We start from the raw sequence: 25,539 nt of genomic DNA on the forward strand, positions 1-25,539 counted from the left end.
TGTGTTGGATAGGTCCAGCCATATGGACGAGCTGCCATGCTGTTTGCTGATCCATTATTGTCATCATAGGAAAGTAGGAAAAAAAACCATGAACCTGAATCGCAAATTCATCCCAACGATAGCATTGACTATACTGCTAACCATGCTGCTGGCCGCTTGCGGCGCGAATTCGACCGAAGAATCATCCGGCTCAAGCCCGGAGTCCGCCTCCACGTCCGAGGGCAGCGGACAGGCATCAACGACTGCCGCTTCGCCGTTGGCAGAGACGCAAACCCGGGTGTTCCGTGATTATGAAGGACGTGAAGTCACGATCCCGACTCACCCGCAGCGGATACTTGTCAATCAGTTTATGGGGCATCTGCTGGCTGTCGGAGTTAAGCCGATAGGGGCGACCTCCAATCAATTGAGTCAATTCGAGGATTCGTCGTTCTTGAAACCGCTGGGGCTGTCCGCTGGAGTGGAAGACTTGGGCAACACGCTATCCTTGGAGAGAGCGCTCAGCCTGAATCCGGATTTGATCATTCTGCAGCAAAACGCCGTTGATGATCTTAAAAATTACGATGAATACTCCAAAATTGCTCCTACCGTCGTTTTAAGCTATGGCTCCAAAACGATGTTCGAGCAATTGAGGGAAATTGCCGATATCGCGGGAGTGCCGGAGAAAGCGGAAGAGTGGATCGCACAGTACGAGGAGAAAGCCGCGCAATACCGTGAACAGTTGGCCGGCGTGATCGGTCCGGATGTGACCTTTACGGTGATGGAGGCGTGGCCGAAGTCGGAAATTATGATTTTTGGAAACCTTTTTGGCCGGGGGACCTTCAGCCTCTATAATTCGCTGCAGCTGAAAGCACCGGCGAAGGTGCAGGAGGCGGTTATGGACAAGGAGCCGTCCTATCTGAAGGTGTCGCTTGAAACGCTGCCTGATTATATTGGCGATTATGTCTTTTTGTCCGTGTACGATTGGCAGGACGGCGATAACGCCGGGCTTGAAGCTGATTTCAAAAATGCGCCGGTTTGGCGCAGCTTGCCAGCCGTCACCGAAGACCGGATCATCCAGGTCAATGTCAATGACTTTCTCCCCGGGGATCCCCTGTCTATCGAGAAACAAATGGAGGCGCAGGTTCAACTGCTCCTGGAAAAATTCCAGAAAAAGAAATGAGAGGCCGGCCTGCATAAACATGATACATTAAAAGTCGCGGAAATCGCGGCTTTTTTAATCCTATAGAATGCATACGTTTCACATTTATCCATTTCTATATGGTCCGGGGGAAGAAACTTGCTGCGCCGCCAAAGGACGGGGGCAGCCGTTTCTTCTCGAATGTTGTAATAAGCTTCTGGTTGTCGGGCGATCAAGAACCTGACGCTCCTGCTTCGTCGGCAATCATAATTTCCACCTTCGTTCCGCCCGGTGTCCCGCTGAAGAAGCGTACTCGCACTCGAGATCCATATACCAGAACCAGCCTGCGGCATACATTATAGATCCCGGTGTGCTGTTTAAAGTAGGGAGAGGCTCCGTCGACACCCTGTTCGAGTAATTGTCTGATCATATCCAGCACTTTGGGGTCCATGCCGATCCCCGTATTGAGAATCAGGAACCGTATGGCAGATCCCATCCGCTCGATGGTGATCTTCAGTTCGAACTCCCCTTCGGACAAGGCCGGGCTCCAGCCGTATTTTAACGCATTTTCCACAAACGGTTGAATGCTGAGCCGCATGATTGGCAGATCCAGCAGCGAGGGATCTATGTCCCATTCCGTCTTGATCGACAGCCCGTTGCGGTGGCGGTGTATGTTAAGGAAATCCCGGATAAAGGCCATTTCTTCGCTTAAAGGTGCCCAGCCTGCGTCGTTGCGGACATTGTAGCGCATCATTCTCGACACGCTCTGAACCATGTCGCTCACGGCGTTTCCATTGTTAAGGATGGCGTACGACTCGATGGTCTCCAGCATGTTGAAGAAAAAATGCGGGTTGGTCTGCGCCTGCAGCTGAAGCACCTCTTTCTCCCTTTCCTTCAGCTGTGCCTGATAAACCTCGCGCTCCATCTGTTCCAATTCAACCAGCATTTGATTGTAGGTTTTCACCAGAAAGCTGATTTCATCTTTGCCTGCGGGCTGGGCCACCGGCTCATATTTGCCCCGGGACAAATTGCGCATGCCGCCGACCAGCCTGTCCATCGGTTTCAGGACAATTCGCATGGTCGGAAAAGCGATTAAGCAGCAGAGCAGGAGCGCGGAAACCGCGATAAGCAGAGTCCATTGAAGCGACTGCCTCACGCCGCTTGTGATCGCATCCAGCGGCGTGACCCAAATCAGCTTCCAATCGCCGAAGTCCAGATCCTCCAGAACGGCCTGATAGGATACATGCTGTGAAGTTAGCGTAAATTCCGGGTCCGACGGATTGTTACGCGCAACGGCTCCGCGTAAATGCTCCAGCAGTTTTTCATCCATCTGCTGGTTGGTTACGGTCGCTCCACTGAGCGGATGGTACAGCAGAATTTGCCCGTCTTTATCGGGAGAGGCGCCTTTCATCAATTGCCGGAAATAGTCTGCGCGTATGTCTGCAATCAACCAGGCGTAGATTTGCCCATTCGATAAGTCGATAACCGGACGGATGATCGAAAGGCTCTCTTCCTGCTGGCCCAGCACATAGCCGGTCGTATGGGCGGTACTCAGCACGGTCTTGCGAACCTCGGAAATGTGTGCGAAAAAAGGATCGTTTTCAAAAGGATAGATATAATTCATACTTCTCTGATAAGATTGGTAGAGTATCTTTCCGTGCAAATCCATATAGAGAACACCGAGCAGCTCTTTATGCGATTGCATGAAGCTTTGCAGGAGGGGCCTGAACTCAAGGGCATAGCGGGCTTGCGAAACCATGTCGGCTTTGGGCGTTCTTATAAATTTCTGAAAATTAAGATCGATCAGCAAAGGATCGAGCGCCTGGCTGATGTCGCCGGTATATTGGGAAATGTTTTCTGCTACCAGCTGCGTGTACTGGGAGGTTATGTCGGCGGAATGATTCATGCTTGAGCGTATCATCGTCTCATACCACCCGTAGCTGGCCAGAAGAATCGGCAAAATCGAGATGGGAATGAGCACGCCGAGCAGCTTGAATTTCAGGGAAAGACGGAATTTAATTTTATGAAGCTTCAGAATGGGATGCATAGCTCTCTTGACCTCCGACTAAAACGATTGTATTACTATGGATAATGTAATTGTACATGATTTTTCAGCGAAAGAAGGGTCTTTCATGAGAATTTGCGTGGTTGATGACGAGAAACAGGTTCGGGAAGGCATTATTCATAAGCTTCGGGACTGCCATCCCTACGCAGAGGTGTTCGATGTCGGGTTTGGACAAAGCGCGCTGGACAAGATATTCGCCGTGCAGCCTGATCTTCTGTTTGTCGATATCCGCATGCCGGAGCTGGATGGACTGGCGATCTTGCAGGCGGTGAAACGCTTCAGACCACGAACGGAAGTCATTATGCTGACAGGGTACGAGGACTTCGAATATGCGCGGGCCGCGCTCCAGGGGGGCGCTCTCGATTATATGCTCAAACCGGCTGACCGGGGGCAGATGAGGCGGCTGGCCAGTCAGGTATACGAAAGTATGTTTGGACGATTTGCGGAACAGCTTGGCCGGCTGCTGAGGCAATCTGCCTGGTCAGCTGCGGTTTCTCCTGTTTTTCATGGGGGCAATCTTTCGCTCTGGTTCGATGAGCGTGTCGGCAAAACCATACAATTCCGCGAGTCGGCAAGAGGCGGTGAAGCTGCCGGTCCATGCGGGGGGGGATTCCCTATCGGGACGATTGCCTTCGAGTTTGGCGAGGCGGTTATCATCCCAGCGGCATCTAATCCGTCAGGAGCTGTCTTCTATCGGGCGGAGGAATTCCCGGATATATGGTCGGATGAATATTCCAGCTGGGAGACGAAGATTTTCTTTGGCGTACAGCCGGATCTGGGGGAAAGTCCTGTGAAGGAGGTGTCTCCGGAAGCAAACCAGGCGCGTCGGCAGATTCTGTATGCGGTGAAGGAAGCAAACCTGGAGCAGCTGGAGCGATCGGCCGATTTATGGCTGAATGCCCTGGAGGGTCTTCGAGTCGAGCTGTTAAGGCGGGAATGCGCGAAGCTGCTGTCTTTGCTGGACGAAGGCCTGCTGGGAGAAGCGGCGGAAACGCAATTTGCGGGACCGGTCCGGGATCGGGCGGCTGACATAGCGGGCAAGCGAGCCTGGCCTGAGCTGCGGGCCTGGCTGCGCGGGACGCTGCTGGAATATCTGCCCCCGGGCAAGAAGGCGGAGAGCGGATCACGGCCTGCCACATGGGAGGAGATCATTCGTCTGCTGGAGGACGGGGAAAGCCCGGACTTGTCGCTTGAGGAAGCGGCTGCCCGCGCAGGCATTCATCCCGTTACGTTCAGCAGACTGTTCAAGCAGCGCATCGGCGTTAATTTTGTCCGCTATATGGTGGATCGGCGGATGAACAGGGCGAGTTTCCTGCTGCTGAACCGGAACGATTCCGTGGCGGCAGTAGCTGCGGCTGTCGGATATGCGGATTTGCGGCATTTCAGCCATTTGTTCAAACGGGCTTTTGGCATGACGCCGGGAGAATACCGCAAGCATCACGGCAGTACCGGCAAGCCTCGCTAAAAACTTCACCTGCAGCGCTAAATAATTCCCGATGTTATCAGCCCTTGCATGCCTCTATAATCATAGGAGGAAGATGAAACGGAAGACGTAGACCCGTACGGCTACTAAACCTAGTTAATTGATCAGAAAAGTAAGCTATCGCTTGGCGACTGGACTACCGGAGAAGCGGAAGATGAATACAAAATTTCAGCAAGGGAGAATATCATCATGAAGAAAACCGCCTTCGTTATCCTGGCATCGGTTGCTGCCATTATTCTGCTTCTGACGGGCTGTGCTTCCAATAATACCGGGCAGTCCGGGTCCGGTGCATCCGCCGTGAACGACCCGGGAGCGAAAGATCCTGTCACGATTACCTATTGGAGCCGCTGGCCCGAATCCAAGCAGGCGATTGAACAGACGATCGCTGAATTTGAGAAGGATTATCCCAATATTCACGTGGATTTTCCAGATATCGTCTCATCACAGTATACAACTCAACTGCAGGCTGCGATTTCCAGCAACAGTCTGCCCGATATATTCGCCAATTCTACATCTGTGCCGATTGATCAATTGAACCGTCTCGGACTCATCCACAATCTCGATGATGTGCTTACGGAGGAACGGAAGCAGCAGTTCTATGAGGGGACCTGGACGGAAGGCTATACGACGCTGGACGGCAGCGTCTACGCTCTGCCGCATTTCACCCCGCGCCGATACTCGCACATGCTCTACTATAACAAAGACGTATTGACACAAGCGGGACTGACGGAGAACGACGTTCCGAAATCATGGGAGGATCTGGAGAAGGTCGGCGAGAGGATCAAGCAGGCCGGGAGCGATGTTTACCCGCTGATTCTCGGAATCAAGACGGACTGGCTTGTCACTGGATATGTCGGCCAGATGGCGACCGCGATCAAGCCGGAGGTTGTGCCGAACGACGGCTTCAATCTGCAGGCGGGACAATATGAATTTGACTCTCCGGGCTATGTGGAGTCGATCGAATTCCTCAAGAAGCTGCAGGATGAGAAGCTCCTTCACCCGAACAGCCTGGTCATCGATTACCGCGAAGCCTCCAGCTTGTTCGCCGCTGGCAAAGCCGCGTTCATCATCGACGGCACGTTCTTGTCCTCGGAGCTTCAGCAGAACAACAAATTTAACAATTTTGGCGTAGCTCCACTGCCGACCAAAGACGGCGAACCCTCCTATTATGCATTCCAGGGGGAGACGAAGGCTACGCTGCATGTCAGCCAAAGTACGAAGCACTATGAGGAAGCCAAGCTGTTTCTGAATTACTATATGGACCATTTCTATGTAAACCAGCTGAAGCTTGGTGTGGAGGGTTCGCCGATTATCGAACAGAACAAGACGACCCAGGTCGACAATCCGCAGTTTCTCCAGGCGCAGGACATTCAAGACAAGGCGTTTATCTTGTCGCCCCATCCTTATACGCGCAATAAAGCGGCCGTGCAGGTCAATACGGAACTGAACGGCAAGAAGCCAAAAGAGAATGTCGGCAAAATTGTCGAAGGTTATCTGACAGGCCAGATTACGGATGTGAAGAGCCAGCTTGCGCAGCTTAGCGCGGGTTATAACCAGTCTTTGAAGGAATCGATCCAGAAAGTGAATCAATCCGGGCAGAAGATAGGAGAACAGGACTATCAATTCCCGAATTGGACGCCGTTCACACCGTATACAAGCGATCAATACAGCACTCTGCCCAAGTAAGCGAAACTTGCCGGCAGCCGAAGAAGCCTAGTGAAAGAGGGGCTGGCGGATCGCCGGCTTTCTTTGAGGGAAGAAGAAACGTACCCTGCCGCCAGAAGCGGTGAAGGCGTTTCTTCTTATCCTCCGCACAATAATATGCTGTTACGCCGTAACAAAGGGGTTGTAAAACCATATGTCCACAACGGCTGATGCGAATATTCCAAGAGCCGAGGCCGCTCCGGGTCGTTCCTTCTCCTCGATTCCACGCCGGAAAAGGGTACGGTATTTATGGGCGTATCTGTTTATTTTACCGCAGCTGGTGTTCTTTTCAGCGTTTACGATATATCCCATCGTGATGAGCTATGTGTATTCTTTTTACGAGTGGAGCGGTATCGGCCCTCTGGAAAATTTTGTCGCATGGGATAATTTTACGAAGCTGCTCCGGGATTCCTCATTCTGGAATGCTTTCCGTAACAGCCTGATTTATATTGGCGCGACAACGGCGATTTTACTGCCGGCATCGCTGCTGCTGGCTTTGGCCCTCAATAAAGCTGTGTTCCGGGGCAAGGTATTTTACCGTACGGTCTACTTCCTTCCTGTCGTTACCGCGGCATCCACGGTCGGCATTATCATGAAATTTATTTTTGGCAATGAGAATGCGCTGGTCAATGAGCTGCTGCTGCGCCTGGGGCTTCTATCGGAGCCTGTCCCCTGGCTGGGTCAAGCCGGAACGGCGATGGGCGTGCTAATTCTTGTCGGTTCATGGAAATTTTTCGGCATGGTGATGGTTTACTGGCTGGCTGGCCTGCAGTCGCTGCCCGGCGAGGTGTTCGAGGCGGCAAGGATCGACGGGGCCAGGAGCGATCAGGTGCTGCGTTATATCACGCTGCCTCTGCTGAAGCCGGTAGCCGCCGTCGTGTTGCTGCTTACCGTCGTGAACAGCATGCATGTGTTCGACCTGGTAAAGACGCTGACCGCAGGCGGGCCATTCTACGCAACAGAGACGGTGGATCTGTATATCTACGACTATGCCTTTAATACGAGCGGCTTTCCCCAGATCGGGTATGCTTCCTCGGCAGGCATCGTGTTCGGGTTGATGATCTTCCTGCTGACCCTGCTGCTCGGCTGGCTGGCTAACGCGGCCAGGGACAGCAGCGGCAAGCTGCTCAGCGGACCGGAAGGAGACGGATGATGAGACGAACTGCATTCAAGCATGGACCGAATCTGCTGCTGCATCTGCTGCTGCTTGCGCTGGGCGTCTTATGGGTCTATCCTTTTGTATGGATGATCTTCTCCTCATTGAAGACGAATACCGAATATATCGCCTCAGGCATCAAGCTGCTGCCGGAGGCGGCACAGTGGGACAATTTTGCGCGCGCCTGGCGGGTCGGCCATTTCTCCACTTATTTTGCCAATTCGGCAGTTATTACGGCTTCAACGGTTATTATTGTCGTCGTGCTGTCGGCCCTGACTGGATATGCGCTTGGACGGGTCCGTTTCCCGGGCAGCCGGTTCCTGATACTGGCTTTCACGGTAACGATGTTCATTCCGAAGGGCTACACGATTATTCCGATCTATCAGATCATCAAGCATCTAGGCTTGCTGAATACGATGCCCGGCGTCATTCTGGCCGAGTCGTCCGGCGCCCATGTACTCTTCATTCTGCTGTATGCGGCGCATTTCCGGGCGCTTCCCAAGGAGCTGGAGGAATCGGCGGAGATCGATGGGAGCGGGTTCTTCCGGACCTTCTGGCAGATCATGCTTCCCCTCTCCAAGCCGATCATCTCCACAACGGTAATCATGCAGTTTATCTGGACGTGGAACTCCTTCTTCGTCCCGCTGATATTCACGTTGAACAAGCCGGAGCTGCGGACGCTGGCCGTCGGCATGTTCTCCTTCACGGGAGAAAATACCGTCGATTGGACAGGAATGGCTGCAGGGGCTGCGATCTCGCTGATACCGGTTATCCTCGTGTTCATTGTATTCCAGCGTTATTTCATCAACGGCATTGCCGGTTCGGTCAAAGGTTGAACCGGATCAGGACCAAGCGACCCCAAAATCCTATAAATCCGAGGAGGAAACGAATATGCCTGCAAAGCCGCATATTGTCATCTTCAATCCTGATCAATGGCGGGCCGATGTCATGGGCCATCTTGGCAACATAGCCGCGGTCACGCCGAATCTGGACCGGCTGGTTCAGACCGATGCGGTGTCCTTCCGCAACGCTTTCTGCCAGAATCCCGTTTGCACGCCAAGCAGATGCTCGTTCATGAGCGGCTGGTATCCTCATGTCGGCGGTCACCGCACCATGTTCCATATGATGCAGGAAGACGAGCCGGTACTGCTGAAGAGTCTTAAGGACGAGGGCTATACCGTGTGGTGGGGCGGCAAAAATGATCTTGTTCCGGCCGAGAACGGGTTCGAGGCTTACTGCGATATCAAGTATCAGCCGGAGAAGAAGCCGCGGCCGGAGACAAATCTGCATTTCTCCGACGGGTGGCGCGGCGATCCCGGGAGTGATAATTACTACTCGTTTTATGCCGGTAAGCTGGAGAAGGCGCCGGACGAGGAGGCGTATTACGATGGCGATTGGGCGAATGTACTCGGGGCCATCGACTTTATCCGAAATGCCCCGCAGGATAAGCCGCTCTGCATTTATTTGCCGCTGCTGTATCCGCACCCGCCTTATGGCGTCGAAGAGCCCTGGTTCAGCCTGATCGACCGCGACAAGCTGCCGAAGCGGACGCCCGCGCCGGATTGGGAGAAGAAGCCCAGTCTGCTAAAGGGTATTTTCGAGCGGCAGAAGCTGCAGGGGTGGACAGAGGATCGCTGGCAGGAGCTGCGCGCCACTTATTACGGTATGTGCGCGCGGGTGGATCATCAATTCGGAATGCTGCTTGATGCGCTCAAGGAGACGGGGATCTACGATGATACGGCAGTGTTCTTCTTCTCCGACCATGGTGATTTTACGGGCGATTACGGACTGGTTGAAAAAACGCAGAACACGTTCGAGGATTGTCTCACCAATGTCCCCTTTGTCATTAAGCCGCCTAAAGGAGTGGAAATCCAGCCCCGCGTCAGCGAGGCGCTGGTTGAGTTGATCGATTTTCCCGCAACGGTTGAAGCACTGGCCGGATTGACGCCAAAGCACACCCATTTCGGGCGTTCGCTGCTGCCGGTGCTTGCAGGAGAGAAGGACGAGCACCGCGATGCGGTGTTCACCGAAGGGGGGCGGCTGTTTGGCGAGACGCAGGCGATGGAGCTGGAGAGCACATCGATGGGAACGTCTTCCGGTCTGTATTGGCCCCGTGTCGGACTGCAGCAGCTTGAGGGTCCCGAGCATACGAAAGCTGTGATGTGCCGGACGCGCGACTATAAATATGTGAGACGCCATTATGAACGCGATGAGCTGTATGATCTGAAGCGCGATCCCATGGAGACGGACAACCGGATTGACGATCCCGATTTACAGGAGACAGCAGCCTTTCTCAAGGAGAGGCTGCTCACATTCTATCTGGAAACGGCCGATGTCGTTCCGCTAAAGACCAATAAGCGGAGCTGAGAATTTTCCAAAATTACAGATAAATTTTCACGCCGCCCATGGCTTGTCTGCATTTTCCGCCAGGAGATGTGACGATGGACCGCAAGAACAACCGCAATGATCGTGTCCAGATTATAATCTTACGCGAAGCAGCACTAAAATATCGCCAAAAAGCCGGCAGACAGACACTCTGGTTAAGTGTCTTCTGCCGGCCTCTTTTCATTCCTCCTGCTAATCCCGCACTTTGCCCGGGTTCCTTTATTCGCCGCACTACTTGTTGGCGTGCCGGAAATCCTCATCCCATTTGTACTTCTCATTATAAATGCTCATAACCTCTTCATATAAAGGACTGGGGCTCGCGTGCGGGCTGCTCTGGATGATCCGGTAAAGCCGCAGAAAACGGTCCCTGGGGAGCCTGCGCGCATAGCGCTGCACCAAATACGGATAAAGCGTGATGTACCGCTTCATTCTGACCGCGGCGCCGGCAACACCGGTGAGGATGCTCTCGCCATGCTCCATCTTCAGAATCTGGGCCTCATGCAGTAAAATATACCTGAACGTATTTTCTTTCAGGAGGTCCCTCCTGATTTTCGCAAGCTCGCCAATATATTCAACAAGATCGGGGTTGTAATGGTCCATCAAGAGCGGGTCCAGCATAAGGTCCATATCCTTGCGCAATACGAACGATTGAAGCAGCAATATTTGCTCGGCCCGCAGCTGGTCGGTGTGAACGAGCGCCCCGATTTCACGCAGCATTTCATAGGCAAGCGGTTTATCGCCGCTGTGAAACACCTTGATGGCCGACTCCCGGTCATGAACAAGGCCGGCAAAGAGGCTATAGGCCTCTTTATGAAATAATTGTTCCAGCTGCCAGAGCAGAAGGGCAGGGGCCGACCGTCTCTGGATTGTCCAGAGTACAGCGAGCAGCAGCAGCCCTCCTGCAGCGAGCAGACCGCTCTGCATCATGGATTCGCTCATCGTCAAGCCGGCGAGCATGATGATCAGTATAATGATTCGCACGCTCCAGATCGAGCGCTGCAGCATCGCGGCAGCTCTCTTCTCGACGCTTTGCAGGGCCGTTTTGCCGCATGCCGGGCATTCTGCGTCTCCCAGAACGGTAAAATAATTGCAGCGGCGGCATATTTTAAGCTTAGAATAAGGATAGCGTGTTTTAATATAAGGGTTAAGTCGTACCGGAAGCTTCTTCATCATTCGCGGTCACGCTGCCCGCTGCTTCTCAGGATGGAAAAGACAAGCTTGCTCAACTGCTCGGGAGACGGGGCTTTTCTCACGCGCGAACGGTAGATAAGGGCTTTGATTACGACAAAAAGAAACAAAAGTCCAAGGCAGGCGTATGTAACCATGTGTTGTTCCTCTCATACAGTAAAAGTGATTTCCTGGAATCTATCAGGTATACTTATTTTGATAGTATATCATTATACTGGGAGTAGATACTAACCGTTACTAATGAACTAGATTGCGAGACCTATTCGCGCTAACGCAAAGGAGTACATTTATATGAGTCCAATCAAACGTTTTTCACGCCGTCTTATTATGGTCTCGGCTGTTCTGCTGATGCTGCCGCTGGGCAGCCTGTCGACGGTCCATGCGGCGCAGGGCGCTTCTCAAATCGACGCGGTGCTGGTGCTCGATGTAAGCAATTCGATGAGCGCGAGCGATCCGGGCAAAATCGGCAACGAAGCGATGAAGATGTTCATCGACATGCTGTCGGCGCAGGGCGATCAGGTTGGAATCGTTGCCTATACCGACAAGATCCAGCGCGAGAAAGCTTTACTGGAAATTCAATCGTCAGAAGATAAAGAGAGCTTGAAGGGCTTTATCGACCAACTGGACCGCGGCGCCTATACGGACGTATCCGTCGGAGTCAAGGAAGCCATGCAGATTCTGGATGATGGAGCCGACCCCGGTCATGAGCCGATGATTATATTGCTTGCCGACGGCAATAACGATTTTGATGATAATTCCGGCCGAACGCAGGCCCAGTCCGATGCGGATATGCAGAAAGCCGTCAAAGAAGCGAACGACAGCGGCGTACCGGTTTATACGATCGGATTGAACGCCGACGGGAAGTTAAACAAGGAAGCGTTGGCCAAGATAGCGGATCAAACCGGCGGCAAGTCGTTCTCAACCGATTCGGCGGATGATCTGCCGCAAATATTAAGCGAAATTTTCGCCAGCCATCTCGATTTGAATGTCGTTCCGGTCGATTCGTTTACCGCTGACGGGAGCTACCAGAACGTGAAGATTTCCGTTCCCAACGCGAATGTGCTGGAAGCGAACATTTCCATTATGTCCGCCCAGCCGGTTGAGGCGAAGCTGGTCGACCCTTCCGGCAAAGCCATCGCGATTCCTTCGGATAACGTCCTGCAGTCAAAATCGAAAAGCTATTCCTTAATCAAGCTGCTGAAGCCGTCCGAGGGCGACTGGACGCTGCAGGTTAAGGGGGTTAATCGCGATAAAATCGACATTAATCTTATCTTCAATTATGATTTGAGCCTGGCGATAGACCCGCTTGCTTCGACTACCTATTCAAAGGGCGATGAGGTGCCATTCAACTCTTACCTGGTCAGCGGCGGACAAAAACTGGAGGATCAGGCACAATATAGCAACATGAAGGCAGTTTTACTCGTTAAAGACGTAGACACCGGCAAGTCCGAGGAAATCCCGATGGACAATGCGGGCGATCATTTCGAAGGCACCTACAAAATCGCCGACGAGCATGACTATGAAATCAAGGTAAGGGCCGAGGAGGAAAGCTTCTTCCGGGAGACCGATACGGTTGCCATTACGGCCAAAGAGGGGGCAGCGGGACAAACGAACCCGGCCAAGCCGGCAGATGAGGCCAACAAGCCATTCCCCTTGATACCTGTCATAGCAGGTGTCATCGGTTTGGCGGTTTTGCTTGCGGCTGCTTATTACGTGCTGCGGCTCTTGAAGCAGGCGAACCGCGGCTTTGTCGGACAGCTCGTCATTGAAATCCGGGATGAGAATACAGGCGACAAAACATCGCCGCAGTACAAGAAGCTGTCAGCCTTCAAGGGCAAGCTGCTGCTCCACCAGCTGCTGCAGCTGGCGCCTGAATTGAAGGAAACCGACAAGGTGGTTTTCAAACCGGGCAGCAATGACCGCATCGTGCTGCATAACGCCTCCTCCTGCACAATTGAGAAATCGGGCAGGGCCGTCGATGCGGACCGCGCATTGGAAATGAAAAGCGGCGACCGCATTACGGTGACGCTGACGCAGGTGGACAAAACGATATTCATCGAATATCTCGTATAAATAGAGCCCAGGAGGTAGTAAAGAATGAAACCAATCGTAAGAGAGCATATACAGCAGCTTGACGTTTCGCTCGGCGGGGGCATTGTCAGCGAGAAAATCCGGGTAGATACGATCGATAACCCGATTTTGATTATTGGACTCGGCGGTACCGGCATCGATGCGCTGCTGCGCCTGAAATATCAGATTAACCGCCGCTTCAAGCTGCCGGAGGATCCGGTTTCCAAGCGAAAACGCGATAAGCCCGATAATGTGGAATTTCTTGCCTTCGAAACGAATGAACAGGACCGCAATAAAAAGTATAAGGGGATCGGACTCGATCCCATTAACGAATTCGTGCTGCTCTCCAATGCGGAAGTTGGGGGACTGCTGCAAAACCGCAGTATTCTGGAGCCGTACATAACCGACTGGCTGTCGCCGGAGCTGAGCATTACCGACGGGATGAACGGCGCGGCGGGCGTACGCCAGGCCGGACGGCTGCTGCTGTTTACGAAGATCAACCAGGTCGTGCAGAGCATCGACAAGAAAATCAAGACGCTGTCCGTCGGCACGAACAAGAAGCTGATGGTTTTTCTGCTTACAGGCTTGTCCGGCGGAACGGGCAGCGGCTGCTTCCTGGATATTTCATATATCGTCAGAGGAATTATTGAGCGCGACCACGGTGCTGCCGGCATTGACAGGGTCAACACACTTGGATATTTGTTTACGCCGGACATTAATCTTGCCAATAAAAGCCTGAGCGACCATACGCGCGAGTACATTAAGAAGAACGGTTATGCCGCGTTGAAGGAATTGGACTACTGGATGAATGTGGACAGCCGCGGAGAACGGTTCAAGCAGCAGTACGGCAATATTCTGACCGTCAATTCGCCGCTCCCGCCCTTTAATCTCTGCCATCTCATCTCTGCCACCAACGCGGAGGGCAAGCTGCTGGAGAATGCCTACGATTACTGCATGAACGTGACGGCGGAGAATATTACGAACTTTATCTCCAGCGAGGAAAAGCAGTCCGGCGAAGAATTCGCCATTCATGACTATATCAGCAACATCCGGACGAACATCGCCCAAATGAACAAGATGTACCCCGCTAATTACGATTACAACATCATCGGAGCTTCATCGGCGGTGCTGCCAATCGAGGAAATGACGACCTATTTGGCCTACCGGCTCTTCAATAAAATGGACAAAATGTTCGAGAAGGCGCCAAGCCAGGATGACGTGGAGAAATTTGCCCGCAAGCTTGGAATCGATCTGGATACGATGATGAAGACATTCGATTCGCGTGTGCCGGAGCCGCTGCCGGGATTCGAGAACAGCGAGCGTCTAAGCTACAGCAACGTGATCAAAATGCAAGCCGTGAACATGGATACCGAGCTGGAGCAGAACTTCCTGGCCCGCGCGCGCGAGGAATACATCAAAGCCAAGAAACAGCTTCCGGGCGAAATCGTCGGGCAATTTACCGATCAAATCCGCCGTACCTTCCTTCACCCGGAGCAGGGACCGTTCTACGTATCCCGTCTTCTGTACACCGAGAAAGGCTTTTGCCTGCTGAAGATGCTGCTTTCCTATATTGAGACGCTTCGCGAAGGGCTGTCGCGGCTTCCCCGGGAGATTGAAGCGGCCAGAGAGCAGGCGGAGGAGCGCATGGGCGATGCGAAGAGCGCGTTCGTGTCCAAGGACAAGAAGAAGAACAATTATATTGAAGCGAAAATCAACGAGTACTGGCTGCATGCCGATGTCGAGCGCATGGAGCAGCTGATAGAATTTTATGAGGATCTGCACCAGCTGTTGAATAACGAGAACAACCGGATTTACAACGTGTTTACGGAAATTTTAAATGTGCTTAATTCGATCTTTGCCAAGAACGGCGACATTCTCACCAACGGGGAAGAGCAGGCCGACCATAAAGGGAATAAAACCTATTATTGGAATATCGTCGGCGTGCCGGACATTTCCGATGTGATCAGCCGCTTGATGGACAAGAAGGACGGGGACGACCTGATCCGCGACTTTACGCAGGAGCTGCTGGATCATTCGAATCTGTGGGTGAAAGAGCAGGAGATCGATATCGTCAGCTCGATCTCGGAATTTCTGACCGATAAATTCGGCGACCTCATTACAAAATCGATGGAAGAATTCCTCGTCATGAAATATGGAAACGATGAATCGATCGAGAAATTTGTCGAGCGCCATATCGCGAGCAAGCTGGATGAGGAAGCTGTGCCGGTATTCCACTTAAGCAACAGCTCGGGCAATCTGCATGTGCCGTCATGGGGCTTCGTGTCGGTGCCGCTGCAGGCGCCGAGCATTTTGCGGGGGATCCGGAACTATCAGAACAACTCCATCGGCAAATCGCACTTCACGATCAAGGAAAGCGAAGTCAAAAACCGGATTTTCTGGCTGAATACGAGAAATGGCGTGCCGCTGTTCGTTTATACGCCGCTTAAGGTATATGAGGAAAGCTATGAACGGACCATTCTGGACAAGGAGGGCATCGGACGCCATCTGGTGCAGACCGACCGGGTCAACTGGACGTATCTGCCGTCGCCGATTCCCGAGAAATCCTGGGGGGATACGTACGTCAATCCGCGCGTGAGAAGCTATAATGCAAGGGTGCGGGCCGAGTTTGCCAAAGCGGAGGGCTACCGCATCATTGAGGAGAAGGGCATCGACAACAACACAAGCAGCCGATACTCCGTCCGTTTCACGAAGCCTTTTCAGCTGGTAGATGCGTTGAAACCATTTAATATGCTGCTGGATGCGGCAAAGCCGAATCTGGGTGAGGTCAAACGCGCGCTGAACGAGCTGAACCGCCTGCTGTCCGAGGGGCTGGAGCCCGAAGCGGCAAAGGATATATTCGGAAGCTTCACGGAGGAGCTTGCGCAGGAAAATCTGATCCGTTCGCCGGAGCTGCTGGGACGGGTGCGCGAGGAATTGGCGAAGTATGAGTCCATTTCGGTTAAGGCGAAGGAGCTTGAGCAGCTGCTTCATCAGCATCAGGATGAGGAAAAATGGCTCGATCAGTTTATCGAGGCGCTGTATACGGAGACGATCATCAGGAAGGGCGCGCTTTATGTATACGACCGCGAGCCCGAGGAAGAAGCCTGGGCGCCTTTCGCTAATTTAATGAAGAGCAGCAGCTATGTCGAGCATGAGGTGTTCGAAAGCTTCCGTCAGCTTGATGAGAAGAACCGCAGCACGCTTATGCGCAAGGCGGCGCGCCGTGTAACGGAACTCACGGCAACGGAGGATACATCAAAGCTGCTGGCCAAGCTTGAGGAGCTGCTGGGCACATTCCTTGACGCGCGCGAGCGTCTCGAATATGAGAAGGTGGAGCTTGCGAACGGCGAAGAGATGCACAGGTTCTATAAGGAAATGACGACAAAGCTTAATGAAATCCGCAGAAAGCTGAAATAGCGATGAGAGCCCTGCTGGATCGATTCGCAGCCGACTACTCGGCCGCCGAGCAGCAGCTCAGCGGCCTTGAGGATGATCAGAGCAGCATTTACTACCCTACCGTATTTCTATATATCGGCGATGAGGCGGGGCATGCGATTGAACCGATGATCCGCTCGAACAAGCTGAAGTGGGATAACAATGCCGGCGTTATTTACTTCCATGTTTCATCAGGCTGGACGAATGACAGCATCGGGGCGGAGAATGACTCCGCATCAGCATACCGTGAAGCTGATCATGGCCGATCCGCCCCCAAGGTTATGCGGGTGGCCTTATCCGGATTAGCGGCGGGTGATCGGGATAACCGGACCAAGCGCAAGGATTTCGGAGCCGCTTTTCATGAGGCCGGGCGTCATCTGGACGATCTCAACCGGGCGCTGCGGCAGGTTAGCGATACGATCGCGGATTACGGCCGCTTGTACGCCTCCTTCGACCGCCTTCATCTTGCCGTTATTACCAGAGTGGATGATCCGCTAAACGTGCTTGTTCCGGAAATATCGCTGCTTGCGCAGTCGATTTTCTTGCAGCTGTTCAAATCGGTGCAAATGGATTTGTACGCATTGATTAGCGAGCGGGAGCAATCGGAGACGTTCGGCTATGCCAGCGCGGCGGGAATCAGCTTCCTGCGGGAGCTCGAAGGGATGCAGCGGCCGGATTACGCATACTCCGCGCGGCTGCAGGTGACCGGCGACGGCTTGACAATCCCGGTTATTCACAAGCCGTCTCCGCTGTTTGATCTTGTTTATGTGTTATCCGACCGCAACGAGCGGGGCATTTCGACCTTTAATGGAATGCAGGATAACTATGAGATCATCTGCCATATGCTGCTGCTGAAAAACAGAAAAAGAAGGGATGCGCAGGTCCAGTCTCATGACGCAAGCTACAATAATTCGTCCTTCAGGAACAGCCTGATGGCCGAATCGGGGAGACAGGGCTTCGTCTCGGCGGGACTGGCCAAGGTCAAGCGTCCCAATTATTCGATTGCCTTAAATGTGCTGTACCACTTTCTCAAGCAAATCATGGTGCGGCTGCAGAGCGCGCCTGATCCAGGCATGAAGGAGAAGCTGGCATTGTTCGGACTGGATGCGGCTGCGATAGAGACGCGGATGTCCGGCCTCGTTCCAGACGAGGATCAGCTCGCCGATATGACGGGACTCCTGACGAGCGGCATCCGGTACGATCAGCTGCGGCGCATGTCGCTGCGCGAGGCCGAGGAGGCTTTGTTCGGGGACGGCTGCGCGGACTTCTTCCGCAAGCATTTCACCCGGCCGGCCGAAGAGCGCATCGGGTTAATAAAGGCCGGGGAAGAGCTGCGGCGCGCCGTTAGCCGCAATATGCAGGAGCATCCGCAGATCAGCTTCTTTCAGGTGTCCGAATGGACCGACGAGAAGAATGAGACCGGCAGTGTGCTTGAGGCGGTTCGCGCCCGGCAGCGCGATTTGGTCCGGGAAATCGATCTTGCCCGGGAGGAGCTTGACCGCACCCGCGAAATACGTGCCCAGGATTTGAAATTTCAACGGCTTCCCTTCATGGACAAACATAATTTACGTGCCTTTATACATGTTTTTTTCGATACGGTCTACCGTTTGCGGTGGCAGCTGCTGCGGTTGGAGACAGAGCTGGCCTTGTACCGGAAGTTATCAGGCGAGCTGGAGCGTCTGCACGAGGAATACCGCAGCCGTGTTGTTCGAATGGCCGCACTGGAAGCAGAGTTTCATGCGGCGGCGCAGCAAAGCATCCAATTGGCGGATGATTATATCGGGCAGAATATTTTCGATTATTACGAGCGGGTAACCGGCAGCGTCATGCAAGATATCGAAGAGAAGCGCGGCGCAGGGGCATTCTTCGAGGAGCGGCTCGTGGGCCGTGTAATGGAGCTTCTGGATCAGGGAGAACACGCGTTTATAGAGCGGTTGACCGGTATATGCCGCAGGCACATCCTGACCGCCGAGCCCTTTGCCCAGACCTTCGAGGAGGAGCTGCTGCAGCGGGCGAACGTATCTGTTGCCTATCATAATCAGCAGGCTGTATCGAGGGATGAGCTGTTCCACCGGCTGTACCGGACGCTGGAGGATAACGCGGCGATTCATATCCGTCTGCTTGATTATACGCATGAGCATCGCTATGAGGAGAAATATTTGTTCGGAGACCGGGAGAGCGAATTTATCCGTTACGCTCTTGGCGTGGACGAAACGTCACGGATCTACAAGCTGGGCTGTGTGCACGAGAAGCGCAGCAGCGGGGTGGAAAAATTAAATATTATGGGCGGCTTTCATTTGGAAGATTTGATGTATTATCGAAACGGCAAGGTGTATTATGAAGCCTATTTGCAGAATGGGTATGAATTTCACACGCTTGATCCGTCTCTTCTGCCTGAGCTCCGCTGACCGGTATATATCGATAATCGCAGTCCACTAGCAAGTGAAAGGATGCTGTCATCATGCAACGAAAAATAAATATGCTTCTCCTGTTGTTCAGCATAATCGGCGGCGCAATCGGATTCGCGTTCGGTGAAGTGATACTGGGGGCGCTGCTGGAGAGCTGGCCGCGCTTTATCGTCATTGGCCTCTACTTTGGCGTTCTGGCCTTGTGCATCGGCCTGGCCTGCCTGCTTGCGGAAATGGTCACGCCCCGGTTGAACGGATCTTCCTGGCGGCAGCGCTATACCGGCTTATCCTGGAAGCTGCTCGTCCCGGCTACCCTTATTCTGCTGTTTGCTGTCGGCGGCCTGCTTCAGCTGCTTTACGGGCTGCAATTCGGCGGCGTGAAGCAGGTGAAGGATATTGTGCTGGTCGTCGACAATTCGGGAAGCATGCTGGAGACCGATCCGGACAACGAGCGGTATGCGGCAGCGAAGCAGCTGATCAACAATATGGACAGCGATAACCGCGTGGCTGTAGTCGCCTTCAGCAATACCGCTGAATTGATCCAGCCCTTTGTCAGTCTGGGCACGCAGGACGAGAAGAATTCGGTGAATGCCGTAATCGATTCGCTCAAGCCAACTGACGGAGGAACGGATTTCAGCCTTGCGCTGAAGGAGGCAATGAAGACAATCGAGGGCAAGGAAAATGCCAGACGCGGCACGATGGTCATTCTGCTGTCTGACGGCTTCAGCGAATCCAATATCGACCAGCAGCTTGCGGCCTATCAAGAGCAGCAGATTGCCGTCAATACGGTGGGTCTCAGCGTTGTTGATGCCAGAGGCTCGGCATTGCTGCAGCAAATAGCCGACTCCACCGGCGGCAGCTATTACGATGTATCGGAAGCAAGCGGACTCGCTCTCGTATTCCAAAATATATACGATAAAATCGATAACCGGACGCTGCTGACAGAACGGACCGATACAATGGCGGATAATACGTTCTATACGCTGCTGCGTATTTTGTCGCTGGGCATTGTTGGAGCAGCCGTAGGAGTCTCGCTGGGACTTGTGTTCGACAACCGCTTCCTTGCGGTAAGCTTCGGCAGCGGGGGTCTCGCCGGCGGCTTGCTGGCCGGCTTTATTCTGGATAACGGCTTGTCCGGTCAGGCGTTCACGGACGGTTTCTGGCGGTTCATCGCTGCGCTTGTGCTGGCGGCCATCATCGGTTTATTTACACTCGTTGTTCCGGTGAGCGAGAATAACGGCACCAAGCCGCGGGGCGGCGGACGAAAAGGCAGCCGCCGCGACATTCCCGCCGCGGGCATGGGCGGACGGACGAAGGACAGCCGCAGCCATGGATTTTAATTGATGCGGGAGGCGGAATAGATGCAGTTTACCGATGCGAAGGAAGGTTCTCCGGTCATCAGCGGCTTGACCCGCACAGTCGAGGAGGACCGCTTCACGCTGCGCTGGATTTGGCCGCGGGACATCGATGCGGTTTACATCCGGAAGACCCCTGCCGAGCAGGCGGAATCCGCAGCCGGGGATACAGGAAACGTAAAGCTGTACACGAGGGCGGAATATAAAGCGAACAACGGCTATCACAGCCGCCTGGAAGGCATCGGGCGTTATGTCCTTACGGTATTTGCCTGCCGGGAGGGGAGCGGCGGCCCGCAGCTTATCCGGCAGCCTGACGGCGGGAACAGTATCGAAATCAGTACCGGCAAGGCTAAAATTTATTATTCGCTCTTGGATAAAGGCGGTTTTTTGAGAAAATTCAAAACGATTCAAATTCAGGTGACGACCGAAGTTCCGATCGCGAAGGACGTGCTCTGCTACGTCAAGAAGCAGGGCGGTTACCCCGCAAATAAAGAGGATGGGCTGCTGTATCCTTTTGTCGGGCCGTTCCCGGCGGGAAAGACTATCCTGCCTCCCGTTGAGGTGGGCAAACAGGATTTTATCCGGTTGTTTTTCACCGATGGCCGGACCTACGGGCAAATGTACGAATTGATTTCAGTGTAAAGGAGGAAAAAGCGCATGGGTATTTTCGATCTTTTCAAAAAAAAGCCGGAGGCGAAGGCGCGGCCGTTGTTCTATGATATCGTCTGCCCCTACTGCTTCAGCAAGTTCACGCCGGAGGAGGTCGTATTCCGCGCTGCCCATTCCCGTGAGGACGATGAAGATTATGCCCTTGGAGAAGACGAGGAGCTGAACAAATACCGCGAGCGCTTCGGCCTTGATTCCGTGCATGACATGGAAGCGGTGCTTCGTCCGCAGGACGTGCCTGAAGAGCATCGGATTTACTCCAATCACGTGCTTACCGGAATCAATGACCGTTACGGCGAGCTGACGCGCAGAAGGCTTTGCCCGAGATGCCATAATGAGCTTCCGGTGACCGCCGGCAAAGCGCCAAGCAATATTATTTCCATTATAGGCGCTTCCCAGGTGGGGAAATCGGTTTATATGACCGCCTTGATCCATACACTGCAGAACACGACGGCGGACCACTTCAACGCGGCCTGCATGCCGCTCAACGCGGAGATCAGCCGCAAGTTCCGCACCTATTACGAGGAGCCGCTATTCGAGCGCGGCGATCTGCTTGCATCCACCCAGAAGGAGAAGATGCAGGAGCCGTTTATCTTTCAGTTCGTCTTCAAGGACGAGGAGAAGCCGCCGCTTACGCTCGTATTTTTTGATGTGGCGGGCGAGGGAATGGTCGAACAGGATTACCTCGGTCTGCACGGTCAGCATATCAAGAACTCGGCGGGCATCCTGCTGATGGTCGATCCGCTGCAAATCCGTTCGATCCGCGAGAAGATCAGAATGAATCTGGGCGATAAGCCCGGAGAATGGGTCTCCCAATACGATGAGCCGCGCGACGTCGTGCTGACGATGTTCGGCGATTTTATAGCTTATCAGGAAAATAACAAAACGGATATTCCGACAGCCGTCGTGCTGACGAAGAGCGACATGCTTCATTCCCTTAAGGATGAGGATGGCGAATATATTAAATCGAACAGCAATGTTTTTAATAATATGGTGCACCGCAATTATTTCAATCTGACTGAATTCGAGAATATTGACGGCGAAATCCGCCGTTTCATTGAGAAGGTCGATCGCCCGTTCAAGGGCACGATGGACGTTTATTTCAAGGATACGGCTTATTATGCGGTATCCGCTCTGGGCAGCAATCCCGTGGACCAGAAGCTGCAAACCGTCGTGAGTCCCATCCGGGTCGACGAACCCTTCATTTGGCTGCTTTATAAGCTGAACTATATTGAGGGGAGAAGAGAATAGTGCGCGATTCTACGCCCGGCAGGATGATCCAGCAGCAGATGTATGCAAGGGAAAGACGCGGTATTTTCAGATCCACGGAAGGCTATGACACGATTGCCAAATCGGACGGCCTGGACCCTTCATTTATCAAAAAGGTGCTCCACCCGCTCTGCGTATACGATGCGCCTACCGAACTGGCAGCGCGCGGCGAGAAGGATGATGCCGCATATCCCGAGACGGTGCATTTGCTGCATCTGGAGAATGGCGACGTTCTGCTTGGGAGAAGTGTCTACAGGGCAGCGGATTTCACCGGACTTCGCAGCGCGTTCTTTACGCATAACTACATCATACCAAAGGGTCATGGCACGGACTCGGCTGGTGAATATGAGGACTGGCTGCAAGCATCCTTTGCCGATCATTATGATATCGATAGCGGTACGGAGATTCCGGAGCTCGCCAGACTGCCAGTTCAGGCGCCGGCTGCGGGCAGAACGTCCTATCGTTCCCTATTGGCGCGGCTTAACATTGGCGAGACGCCATTCAAGCAGCTTCTGTATGCGGTAATGGCCGCGGTCGGCGGCAAGAAGAAGGTGTATGTTGCGCTTGATGTGCCGATCAAGCAGCTGCCGGACCTGGCCAAGCAGCTGCTTGGGCAGCTTTATGCGAGCTTGCCCTACGCCTACCGCAGGCAGCTTGGTTTTATCACCTATGCGAAAGAGCCGAAAAGCCGGAAATCGGTGCATCTTACGTTTGTGGAGCAGGGAAGCCTGCGCCTGGGGGACCGGAGCATCGAGAAGGATTATATATTGGATTTCGCCAGCGGCAGGCTGATGAATGTCGATCTGGACGGTACGGATCAGCCGTACCTGGACTTCGCCTGGGACAATTTGGATCGCCTTGAGCGCGCGGACAGCTTCTATCAATTTGCCGAGCAGATGCTCGAAGGCATGGAGCCGGAACGCCAAACCGCAGCGGCCAGCTATCATGAGCTGTGCGTCATTTATCAAATTGAGGAAGGCAGCGAATCGCTGTATGAAACGCATAAAGCAGCTGTGCTGCACGGCTTGCTCGATTATCTGCAGCCAACCGGCTCGCTGGATTCCAAGATGCGGCTGAATGATTTGTTCCTGTCCTGCTTTGACTATGAGTTTGACCGGGTACGGCAAGGACAGGTTCCGGAGCCTTTCATAGTGGATGTCTTTAAGGATTACTATCGGATCGACGGCAAATCTATCGAAAGCAAGCTGGTCTCATTCATCATCCTGGCACTCAACAATGCGAATATGCAGAACGAACTGGAAGCAGCCGCCTCCTTCTATGCGGCCGTGGAAAGCCATTCTGCCTTAAGCAAGGCGTTCTTCGCAAAGCTGCTGACTGATGCGAGATTAGCGGGCAGTCTGTTCATTCCTTTTCTGGAGATAAAGCTTCAGGCTGCGGCGGGAGCAAAAAGCGTGCTTGAGCTGGTCGGGCAGTGGGGAAGCGTTCATCCGGGACTTTTTGGCTATGAGCCGTTCCATGCGCTGGTCCGCCAGCAGTTGACCGACAGGCTGGCTGAAGAGGGCCATTCAATACCGGCGGCAAACAGGACGTTCGGGCAGCTGCGCGGGCTGACTGGGGAAGAATGGCCAGGAGTCGGGAAGCAGCCGTCTTCACAGGAAGGCGTTGGTCTGGTTCAGGAGCTGGAGCTTGCCGTCTATCGCGCGATGCTCAGTGAGCTTGACCTGGACAAGCTCACCGAAGATCAGCTTGCGTCAGCAGAATTCCTTGAGTTCCAGGGTCAGCTGCAGCGCTGGAACGGACAGCTGCAGGATCCCCGGCAGAAATCCGCAGCCGCTGGACTGCTCGCGGTTTATGAATGGTTCACACGGCCGGAGCCGACAGCGGCATTATTCGACCGGCTGTCCCCGGCAGAGATCGACCGTGTGCAGCAGGCAGGACGCCGGCTGTTGGCAGCTCATCTGGGGCCAGCTGAGTTTCCGCGTCTTGTGCTGGCATTTCTGCGCAGTCCGGACATGGAAACGGTGGATTATGCGGGGCTGATCGATTATTTGCAGCGGAACGCTCCGAACAGGGAGCTGGTATACCGTTTCTTCCAATGGTCGGAGAATCATCCGGATTTCATGAGATCCAGAGGCTTTGTGCCTTCTTACTCGAGTGCTATCGTCGGTTACTTTACGAAGCTTGACCGGAATGCTTTCAAAAAGCGGGCGAATCGGAAGCAGCTTTTCGACATGGCGGGAGCATCCCTCACTGCCGTGTATAAACAGGCTGAACGGGGGCTTGCCTCGCCTCTTGGCAAATTTTTTCGGCGGAGCCGGAAAACGACGATGATTACAACTATTCTGGCTTTAGGTATTATTCTGGTTGCCGCCGGCTTCATCCTTTCATTAACCGGCAAGGGCGATTCGAACCAGGAGGCTGCCAATTTGCCTGAGGTGCAGCCTCCGGATGAGACGGACATCGTCCAGCCGGATACGCTTGTATACGCAGAGCAAACGGCAGCAGCCGAGGGGCAGGCCGCATCGACCTCCCTTGTGTTCTTGTTCAAGGACGCAGCAGTCTGCACCCAATTTAAGCCGGGTTCATTAACCATACAGTCACCGGGTGTTGAAGCGGTTGAATATACGGAGCTTGCCATTACTCCTGCTTGCGGCACAGATGCCGCGAATGATAGCACGGACGCTAGCCAAGATGGCACGGATGCTAATCAAGCCGATGATCCGGCAGTGACGGAGTCCACGAATCCAGATGCGGATCTGCCTGTGGAATCTCCCGATTCAGATGCCGGTACTGAGGCTGACGCGGGCAGTAACGACAAGACTGACACTCCGGCTGACGGTGCTGCTGGATCGGAGGTCAATGCAGAAGCCGGCTCTCAGCCAGAGAACGGCAGCAATGCCACGACTGGGCAAGAAGGCTATCCCAATCGGGTTGTTGTTCGCCTTGGCAAGCAGGCCGATATTCCGGCTGACAGCATGATTCGGGTGGGAGAAGTGGAATACGAGCTTTCCGTGCTGAATGATACTAATCAATAAAAAACGCCTATTTCCGGATGGAACTTGCTCCATGAGACATGAGGATCCATTATCAAGAAGAGAAGCAGATTGAGCGGATGATATCGGGGAAGAAAGCAGTATTAAGAGAATACCAGCCAACCGGCTGCGCGGAATTGGGCTTTTCCACTTCAAGGTCAAATGCACAATCATGACGGATAATCCCCACATACAATGTAAGCATTCAACAGGAAAGAGGTCGGGGCCTCACAAGATGTCATTGG

16 protein-coding genes are annotated in these 25,539 nt (G+C 53.6%); 13 read left to right on the forward strand and 3 right to left on the reverse strand.

Features of this window, described 5'->3' with window-relative positions; genetic code table 11:
• Nucleotides 1-88: 88 nt before the first annotated feature.
• Nucleotides 89-1,159 (forward strand): ABC transporter substrate-binding protein, encoded by a 1,071-nt coding sequence (locus tag AC0YOB_RS09640; RefSeq protein WP_475792656.1) that lies wholly within the window; start codon nt 89-91, stop codon nt 1,157-1,159.
• Nucleotides 1,160-1,349: 190 nt separating this feature from the next.
• Here AC0YOB_RS09640 and AC0YOB_RS09645 read toward each other — a convergent pair whose 3' ends face one another.
• Nucleotides 1,350-3,164 carry a cache domain-containing sensor histidine kinase gene (locus AC0YOB_RS09645; protein ID WP_475792657.1) on the reverse strand — a complete coding sequence of 605 codons (1,815 nt, stop codon included), beginning with the start codon at nt 3,162-3,164 and terminating at the stop codon, nt 1,350-1,352.
• A gap of 85 nt (nt 3,165-3,249) precedes the next feature.
• On the opposite strand from AC0YOB_RS09645, the gene AC0YOB_RS09650 reads away from it, so the two are divergent.
• The 5 genes from AC0YOB_RS09650 (at nt 3,250) to AC0YOB_RS09670 (ending at nt 9,892) form a co-directional block, all read left to right on the forward strand.
• Nucleotides 3,250-4,647, forward strand: a complete 1,398-nt coding sequence (locus AC0YOB_RS09650; protein WP_475792658.1) for a response regulator transcription factor — start codon at nt 3,250-3,252, stop codon at nt 4,645-4,647.
• A gap of 207 nt (nt 4,648-4,854) precedes the next feature.
• Nucleotides 4,855-6,351: an ABC transporter substrate-binding protein gene (locus AC0YOB_RS09655; RefSeq protein ID WP_475792659.1), complete on the forward strand. Its 1,497-nt coding sequence runs from the start codon at nt 4,855-4,857 to the stop codon at nt 6,349-6,351.
• Nucleotides 6,352-6,523: 172 nt separating this feature from the next.
• Nucleotides 6,524-7,522, forward strand: coding sequence for a carbohydrate ABC transporter permease (locus AC0YOB_RS09660; protein ID WP_475792660.1), 999 nt, complete (start codon nt 6,524-6,526; stop codon nt 7,520-7,522).
• Nucleotides 7,519-8,361 carry a carbohydrate ABC transporter permease gene (locus AC0YOB_RS09665; RefSeq protein WP_475792661.1) on the forward strand — a complete coding sequence of 281 codons (843 nt, stop codon included), beginning with the start codon at nt 7,519-7,521 and terminating at the stop codon, nt 8,359-8,361. The genes AC0YOB_RS09660 and AC0YOB_RS09665 overlap by 4 nt, the downstream gene beginning before the upstream one ends.
• A gap of 55 nt (nt 8,362-8,416) precedes the next feature.
• Nucleotides 8,417-9,892, forward strand: a complete 1,476-nt coding sequence (locus tag AC0YOB_RS09670) for a sulfatase family protein (protein ID WP_475792662.1) — start codon at nt 8,417-8,419, stop codon at nt 9,890-9,892.
• A 249-nt stretch (nt 9,893-10,141) separates the two neighbouring features.
• Here AC0YOB_RS09670 and AC0YOB_RS09675 read toward each other — a convergent pair whose 3' ends face one another.
• Together AC0YOB_RS09675 and AC0YOB_RS09680 are read right to left on the reverse strand one after the other, a co-directional pair.
• The gene (locus AC0YOB_RS09675; RefSeq protein WP_475792663.1) at nt 10,142-11,083 is read right to left on the reverse strand and encodes a hypothetical protein; all 942 of its coding nucleotides are present in this window, start codon (nt 11,081-11,083) and stop codon (nt 10,142-10,144) included.
• Nucleotides 11,080-11,235 carry a hypothetical protein gene (locus AC0YOB_RS09680; protein ID WP_475769261.1) on the reverse strand — a complete coding sequence of 52 codons (156 nt, stop codon included), beginning with the start codon at nt 11,233-11,235 and terminating at the stop codon, nt 11,080-11,082. The genes AC0YOB_RS09675 and AC0YOB_RS09680 overlap by 4 nt, the downstream gene beginning before the upstream one ends.
• Nucleotides 11,236-11,389: 154 nt before the next feature.
• On the opposite strand from AC0YOB_RS09680, the gene AC0YOB_RS09685 reads away from it, so the two are divergent.
• Genes AC0YOB_RS09685 through AC0YOB_RS09715 form a run of 7 tightly spaced genes read left to right on the forward strand, consistent with a single transcriptional unit; the run spans nt 11,390 to nt 25,297 of the window.
• Nucleotides 11,390-13,171, forward strand: a complete 1,782-nt coding sequence (locus AC0YOB_RS09685) for a vWA domain-containing protein (protein ID WP_475792664.1) — start codon at nt 11,390-11,392, stop codon at nt 13,169-13,171.
• A gap of 24 nt (nt 13,172-13,195) precedes the next feature.
• Nucleotides 13,196-16,585, forward strand: a complete 3,390-nt coding sequence (locus tag AC0YOB_RS09690; protein WP_475792665.1) for a tubulin-like doman-containing protein — start codon at nt 13,196-13,198, stop codon at nt 16,583-16,585.
• Between the two features lie 2 nt (nt 16,586-16,587).
• Nucleotides 16,588-19,011: a transcription initiation factor TFIID gene (locus tag AC0YOB_RS09695; protein ID WP_475792666.1), complete on the forward strand. Its 2,424-nt coding sequence runs from the start codon at nt 16,588-16,590 to the stop codon at nt 19,009-19,011.
• Nucleotides 19,012-19,064: 53 nt separating this feature from the next.
• Entirely contained in the window at nt 19,065-20,351 is a 1,287-nt protein-coding gene (locus tag AC0YOB_RS09700; protein ID WP_475792667.1) for a vWA domain-containing protein, read from the forward strand.
• A gap of 21 nt (nt 20,352-20,372) precedes the next feature.
• On the forward strand, nt 20,373-21,008 hold the full coding sequence (locus AC0YOB_RS09705) for a beta-mannanase (RefSeq protein ID WP_475792668.1): 636 nt from the start codon (nt 20,373-20,375) through the stop codon (nt 21,006-21,008).
• A gap of 15 nt (nt 21,009-21,023) precedes the next feature.
• The gene (locus AC0YOB_RS09710; RefSeq protein ID WP_475792669.1) at nt 21,024-22,283 is read left to right on the forward strand and encodes a TRAFAC clade GTPase domain-containing protein; all 1,260 of its coding nucleotides are present in this window, start codon (nt 21,024-21,026) and stop codon (nt 22,281-22,283) included.
• Nucleotides 22,283-25,297: a GAP1-N2 domain-containing protein gene (locus AC0YOB_RS09715; RefSeq protein WP_475792670.1), complete on the forward strand. Its 3,015-nt coding sequence runs from the start codon at nt 22,283-22,285 to the stop codon at nt 25,295-25,297. Before AC0YOB_RS09710 ends, AC0YOB_RS09715 begins: the two co-directional genes overlap by 1 nt.
• Nucleotides 25,298-25,539: the final 242 nt, after the last annotated feature.

Source organism: Paenibacillus sp. JT31N17, from assembly GCF_056269255.1.